2 protein-coding genes are annotated in these 6,358 nt (G+C 35.9%); one reads left to right on the top strand and one right to left on the bottom strand.

The features are described 5' to 3' along the window. Window positions 1-866 precede the first annotated feature (866 nt). A complete protein-coding gene (locus NG798_RS24360) occupies window positions 867-1,103 on the top strand; it encodes a hypothetical protein (RefSeq protein WP_261226313.1) in 237 nt (78 codons plus the stop codon). A 49-nt stretch (window positions 1,104-1,152) separates the two neighbouring features. Here the strand turns inward: NG798_RS24360 and NG798_RS24355 are convergent, their stop codons facing one another. Then, a complete protein-coding gene (locus tag NG798_RS24355; protein WP_261226312.1) occupies window positions 1,153-6,306 on the bottom strand; it encodes a WD40 repeat domain-containing protein in 5,154 nt (1,717 codons plus the stop codon). Window positions 6,307-6,358: the final 52 nt, after the last annotated feature.

Below are 6,358 nucleotides of genomic sequence, written 5' to 3'. Positions count from 1 at the left end.
TATCTGTTTATCGATATCCTTCTTCAATAGTTCGCACCATTGTTCAAAAGCAAACTTTAATGATACCTCTAATCCTAATTCGAGTTTACGACGTTCTGAATCCATAGTATAACCTCCTTAAGTTCCTGAAAATATAAACCAAGTTTATCATAACTTGTAAAACTCTTGGATTTGACAGGGTGAGAAAAAAGCAAAAAGGACTAGGGGTTTCATTAGAATCAATAGTAGTAAAAATATAAGGGTTTTTATTGTGGAAAAGAACCGGCAAAAAAGGTTACATTAGCTCTATTAAATGCAACCACTTCAGGGCGATAAAATACCCCTCAAATCTTGATGTTTTAGTTATTGATAGTGTTATTACATTTCCATAGATAAATCAGCATAAAAAGATTAAATTTCCTGTTTCCACAAGTACAGATGTCCGGTAAAGGTAACTTTTTTACAAGATTAGGCTGCATTATTTCAAATAATTACTAAACCGGCCTGATACTTTGCCTTGACAAAAAGTTTTAAGGATTGCCAAAGAAGCCGAGATTCCTAAGATTCGCTTACCCATTGTGTCAAATCTGAAATTTAAACGGCCCCCTTGCCAACTAGGGTCTGCAACTTATTTATAATTACCCCAAACAGCACAGAAGCTTATGTTGCCGGTGAACGTAGAGAAGCTCTTGAACGTAAAGAGGCCGGTGTCACACTCGGAAATATAAACTTATATGGTCATTTTAGGCCGGCCCTGAAAAAATACACAAAGAAGAGTCCATAAAAACCCCCGTCCCATTCACCGGCATCGCTGGATCTAATAGGGAGGGCGGATATGGAGACACCGGCTTCTACGGAAAGCGTAATGGACGTCGGGGGATATTGAGATGCCGGTTGATACGGTGATGCAGGTGAATTTTGAGGGGCCGGTAAATTTTGAGATGCTGGTGGATCTGCCGGGGGCCGGTGCGGTGGAACTCCCTAGGCTTACGAACCGAAAGAGGCCGTTGAACTTGCCTGCACCGGGGGATGTTGAAGGGCCGGTGAGCCTGCCTGCATGGGGGGAATGTGGAGGGGCCGGTGAAAGCAGGATGGCCGGTGAAAGCAGGATGGCCGATGGATAAAGAAAATCAAAACTCAATACTATTAAAGCTTGGATAGTTTTTACCAGCGTTAGTTTAATTCTGGTATCCCCCAAATTTTTATGAGTCCTCCTTTATAGCCAGTAATAATTTGTTTCCCATCGGGGCTTATGGCAAGACGATAAATTACATTATCATCATAATCTTCTATGCAATGAATTTTTTCTCCCGTATTTAAATCCCAGAATTCAATTATAGAAATAGGATCGCTTTCTTCTAAGTCATTTTCTAAGTCATTTTCTAAGTCATTTTCTAAGTCATTTTCCGCTAAAATCCCACAGGATATAAATATCCGCTCATCTGGCATAACTACTAAATCCCAAACTTTCCGCGCCAAACTTTTCAAAGTCAATAAAATTTTTGGAGATTTTGCATTTAAATCCCAAATTTTAATTTCTTTATTATGGCCACTAATGAGCTTTGTCCCATCTGCTGTTATAGCTAACGAATAAACCGTTTTTATCTTCGGCCTTAAGTTGTTAACTATTTCTCCCGTTTCTAAATCATAAATAATTATACTCTCTACAGCAGAAATTATTTTTTTACCATTGGGGGTAATAACAATATACTTATGCCACCAACAAGGGTGATTATAAGTATCTAAAGAATTTCTCACCTCCTTTAAAATTGTTTGATTTTTTAAATCCCAAACTTTAATAAGATTATGCGTTTCTCCAGTTACAAGTTTTTGTCCATCAGGAGTAATGGCTACTACGGTCACTTTCTGCGGACAGCCTAAAGAGCATAGCAACTGGCTAGTGTTTAAATCCCAAATGTTAATGGTTTCATCCCAACCACCACTAACAAGCGTCTGTCCATTTGGAGCAATAGCAAGACACTCTACATCGTTTGTATGAGCCTCTAACGTATCAAGTACCTGGCCTGTACTTAAATTCCAGATTTTGATACTGCTGTCCCAGCTACCGCTAATAAGCTTTTGTCCATCTGGTGTAATAACTAAAGAACTAACAAAGTTTGAATGATCAGAGAGAACTTTAAGACATTCAAAATATTTATAAGGATTATACTCAACCGCTAAAACAAAGACATCCGCATAAGCACTCAAGTTAGACATTGCTTCATTGAGAAATAAACGACTAACAGATAGAAAACAATGAGCTATCAGTTTTCGTATTTTTTGAACTAACCATCCTTCTAAAGCCGTATAAAAATCTAATGAATTTATTCCCAATTCTTCTACAGGATCTATAATATTAGTTGTCGTTTCAATAACTACTAAATTTAGTCCCTCTCCCGATTGTATGACATTACTTGTTTCTACGACTAGCCTTTCTTGATCTTGTATAAAATTAGCTGCTTCTTCAACGTTTTCTAAATTTAGGGCTTCTTCAGGTTGTATGAAATTAGCTGCCTCTTCAATGGTTTCTAAATTTAATGCTTCTTCAGGTTGTACAAGATTACTGGTTTCTACGACTAGGTTTTCTTCGGTTTCTATAAGATTACTGGTTTCTCTAATAATTTCTACTACTAGCCTTTCTTCAGGTTGTATAAAATCGCTAATCTGTTCTATAGTTTGTAGCTCGATTGTTTGTACATTTATGTCTATAAGTGATTGCTGGATTTCTACATTGTCAAATTGTTCTTCACTCTCGGCTGAACTAACAATCCCAACTAAATCATCAATTAGAGTTTCATAAGAAATAAACCAAGAGATTAATCTACTAACAAGGGCCGTATATAAAAATAGCGTTCTTACCTTCTGGCTATGCTTTTGAGTAAAAACAGATGTTGCAGTTACTTGAAGATAACCTTGTTCACTATAAGCAACACTTAACGTCCCATCTTGTGAAATTTTCCCTTTAGTCGTTTCCCAATGAATACGTCCTGGCTCAATTTCTTTCCCGAATTGATCAAAGCCTTTTACTACAAATTTTTGCTGCTCATTAGCTCTTAGATAAACAAAGGTTGGCCAAACTTCTAGTTTTCTCAATACAGGGATAATGGTAACATTAGCTGTATCGCTAATATTTCCAACCTGTACAGTTACAATAACTTGTCGCTTTGCGTAACCGCCTCTAAAAATACCCTGGCTGTTAATGGAACCACCCTTTGTAGTTGTCCATTCAACATTCTTTATTCCTATAACATCACCTGCTTGATCCCATCCCCTTACAGTAAATTGAAACTCTTCTTCTGGTTTAAGTATTAGTGCCTTATTACTTATTTCTATTTTGTGTAGGACGGCAGGAATGCTCACTTCTGCTATTGCAGTTAAATATTCTACCCTTGCAGTTACTTGGATATTACCTTTGTAGTTTGGCTCAATAATTAATTTCCCATCTTGATCTATCTTGCCTCCGGTTGTTTCCCAAAATAACTCACCTTGGTAAAATTCGCCCTCTAGTGAACCGCTTTCTTTTGCTACCAAATAAGCTTCATTTAAATCGATCTTTTCCCCAGAGTAATCAAAGCCTATTACATAAAATTGTTCCTCACAGCCTTGTTCCTTTATGCGGGTTTGAAGCTGACAAATTTTTGGATAAATTTCCAATCTTCTGAGTATAGGAATAAGTCTAACATTAGCTGTAGCTGTAATATCCCCAACCTGTGCAGTCACCGTAACTTGTTGCTTTGTGCAACTCCCTTGAAAAACGCCTTCGCTGCTAATTGAGCCGCCTTCTGTGGTTGACCATTGAATTTTTTTGATTTTTATGGGATCACCTGCTTGATCCCATCCCTTTAAAGTAAAGTTAAACTTTTCTCCTGGTTTTATTTTACAAAAGTTCGGCTCAATTTTTAATTTTGCCACTATAGGGATAATGAAGATATTAGCTGTATCGCTAATGTTTCCAACTTTGGCAGTTACAACAACTTCTCCTTTTGTGTAATGGCTTTTAAAAACACCCTGGTTATTAATTGACCCACCTTCTGTAGCCGTCCATTCAACATTTTTTACTTCTACAATATCATCTGCTTGATCCCATGCCGTTACGGTAAATTTAACCTCTTCTTCGGGTCTAAGTATTTCTGGTTGACAATTTATTTTGATTTTTTCTACAACACAGGGAATAATAACTTGTGCTTTGACTGTTAAGCTTTCTACTGTTGCACTTACTTGAAACCTGCCTTTATCGCATTTTTGAGAAGAAAAAATACCATTTTTATCAATTCTGTTGTTTATAGCACTCCATTTTATACTGGGAGCAGTAATCTGTTCATATCGCTGATTAAAAGCCTTTATACAAAACTGTTGCTTTTGCCCTGGTTGTAAAGTTACTAATGGTGGTGCAATCTGTATTGCTGTTAAACGAGAAGTTTCAACAATTTTTATTAGTTCTTTAATATGAAATAAACCTACACTTGCTGTAACAATAACCTCTTCTTCTTGATACCCTGCACAAAAGTTGCCCTGATTGTCAATTCTTCCACTGCTTACCCACCATAAAATATTTGGTAGAGCGAAATCGTTTCCATATTGATCTAAGCCCTTTACTTCAAAGTGCCAACTTTCTCCAAACTCTAATTTGCTTGGCAATGAGGTGAAAATAAGTTGTTTTAGCTGAAGTGGTTCAATAAGAGTAATGGGTATGGAGTTTTTCAAAAAGCCTACTTTTACTTCAATATTAAAATTTCCGGCTTCTTGGCCAGCATTGAATAAACCATCTTGAATTTGACCTCCACCTGCTTGCCAGATAATATCTTTACTTTCAATGTTTATTTTTTTATTATTTTGATCTAAACCTTCTACAGTAAATTTTTTAGATTCCCCACAAAAGATTGTTGAATAAACTTCCGGAATAATAATCTTACTTAATCTTGGATATGAGCATCCTTTAATAGCATAAGGCATATTCCTTTTTTCCCAATCTAACAAAGTCACCCAATCTTTGCCAGCAAAAATAATATTTTTTCCACTATTATTAACAACAACGGAAGTAATCAAGCTAGATTGCTCTGGTAGAATATATATAATTCTATGAGGAGTTATAAAATCCAATAACTCAATACTGTGGGGATAACCGACGACTAATATATTTTTATTACCATTAAAAAGCAGAGTGTGGATTCGTTGGTTATCTTTATAACTTTTAATATCTTCCAATATTTGAATATTAGAAGGAGTATCTCTATTTTCATTAGAAGAAATAACAGCCGCGCCCCCAATAAATCTAACGAGCCAAAATAAAAGAGATATAAACCATGCTATTGATAAAGTATAGATAGTTAAAGCAGTGGCAACTATGTCTAGTAAACCTAATAAAATTTTAATAAAATTAATATCATTTGAGGAGCGTTTATAACTTAACCTCCAATGTTTTAGAACGCCATCTCTGCTCCCACTCATTAAAGTTGTACGGTCTGAAAGAAATTTAACTTCGTTAATCCAATCCCTATGTCCTTCAACGCTACAAATAAATTTACGTTGTTCTAAATCCCACAAAACGATCTTGTTATTAGTGCTACCACTAGCTATCACCTTATTATCCGGGCTAATACATAAGCTTAAGACATGGCCTAGGTCTTGGGGAGATTTAAGAGTTTCTGCTTCCCCCTTTTGTAACTTTAAATCCCATATTTTAATAGTTTTATCAGCACTCCCGCTAACAATTTTTTTGCCGTCTTGGGTTATACAAACAGCGTTGACCCAGCTAGAATGTCCATTTAGTGTATTAATAAGCTTACCTGTTTCTAAATCCCATATTTTTAGTGTAGTATCTGCACTTGCGCTAACTAAAGTTTGTTGATTAGGGGTAATGGCAACATCTAAAACCCAATGAGTGTGGCCTTCTAAATGATGAAGGACTTCTCCTGTTTTTAAATTCCATATCCAAATTTTTTGCCAACTCCCGCCAACAAGAATACTATTATCAGCACTTATGGCTAAGCAAGTAATTGTATCTGTAGACCTAATTTTTGAATTTTTTTGGAAAGCTTGCGTTAAATTAGAAGTATCTCCCTGCAAAATCCAGTATGCTGATTGTTTGATTCTTTCAGATGAATCTTTGAGAGAGTGTTCAATGAATAAGCTCAAACCTTCTTGGCCATATTTTAGAGTTTCTGATAAAGCCGCCAGCCTTTCTTGCTCACTCTGACTATTTAACCGAGATTTTATATCATTAATTTCTTTAGACATATTTTCATTTTTTCTATCAATAAGTTGTTTTAGAGTATAGTGATTAAATATACTTAAAATAAGTATATTTAGCAGGAGACTATTTGTCAAGAAAATCTAAAAGTAGGGCGAAGCTTGCTGTGAAACTAAGCTTTGAGGCTGG

The sequence above is a fragment of the Ancylothrix sp. D3o genome (assembly GCF_025370775.1).
Lineage (GTDB): Bacteria > Cyanobacteriota > Cyanobacteriia > Cyanobacteriales > Oscillatoriaceae > Ancylothrix.
This window is presented reverse-complemented; position numbering and strand designations above follow the sequence as displayed.

Bases quoted from the DNA above. Each gene is read 5' to 3' on its own strand.
- NG798_RS24360 (WP_261226313.1), top strand. From the start codon at position 867: ATGCCGGTTGATACGGTGATGCAGGTGAATTTTGAGGGGCCGGTAAAT.